This is a genomic window from Flavobacterium cupreum (assembly GCF_003996965.1).
GTDB lineage: Bacteria > Bacteroidota > Bacteroidia > Flavobacteriales > Flavobacteriaceae > Flavobacterium > Flavobacterium cupreum.
Map to the genome: position 1 here is coordinate 1 of NZ_QWDM01000132.1, position 352 is coordinate 352.

General features: G+C 53.1%; 1 protein-coding gene. It reads right to left on the minus strand.

Annotated elements, in window-relative coordinates; translation table 11 throughout:
* On the minus strand, window positions 1-352 hold a 352-nt coding region (locus D0817_RS26925), incomplete at both ends, for a VRR-NUC domain-containing protein (RefSeq protein ID WP_161568481.1).

A 352-nucleotide genomic window follows, 5' to 3' on the forward strand; every position in this document is an offset into this window, starting at 1 on the left:
TTCTTCGTTCTTCAAGTCCGCTGTACGCTTCTTGCGGTCTGGATCGTCGCAGCTACACATTTTCGGCGTCAGCAAGGCTAGTTTCCCCCTGCCAGATATTATTTCATAGCTCTCTGCTTGAAGGATGCCCCAATCGTCGTCGTCGAACTTAATCTCTACAACCTGCTTGATATTGTCCTGTGTTGGCGGCTTCGTAGGGTCGTTGACGATCACAACATCGGGGCGGCGTACATAGCCTTCGCCCGGTAACCATAGCGGATGCGTAGGGTCCGCATTCCAGTTTTTTTTAATCCAGCCGGGCGCCCAACGGTGGACCATCGTTTTGGTCTCGAACTCCATGATCGGCACTGGC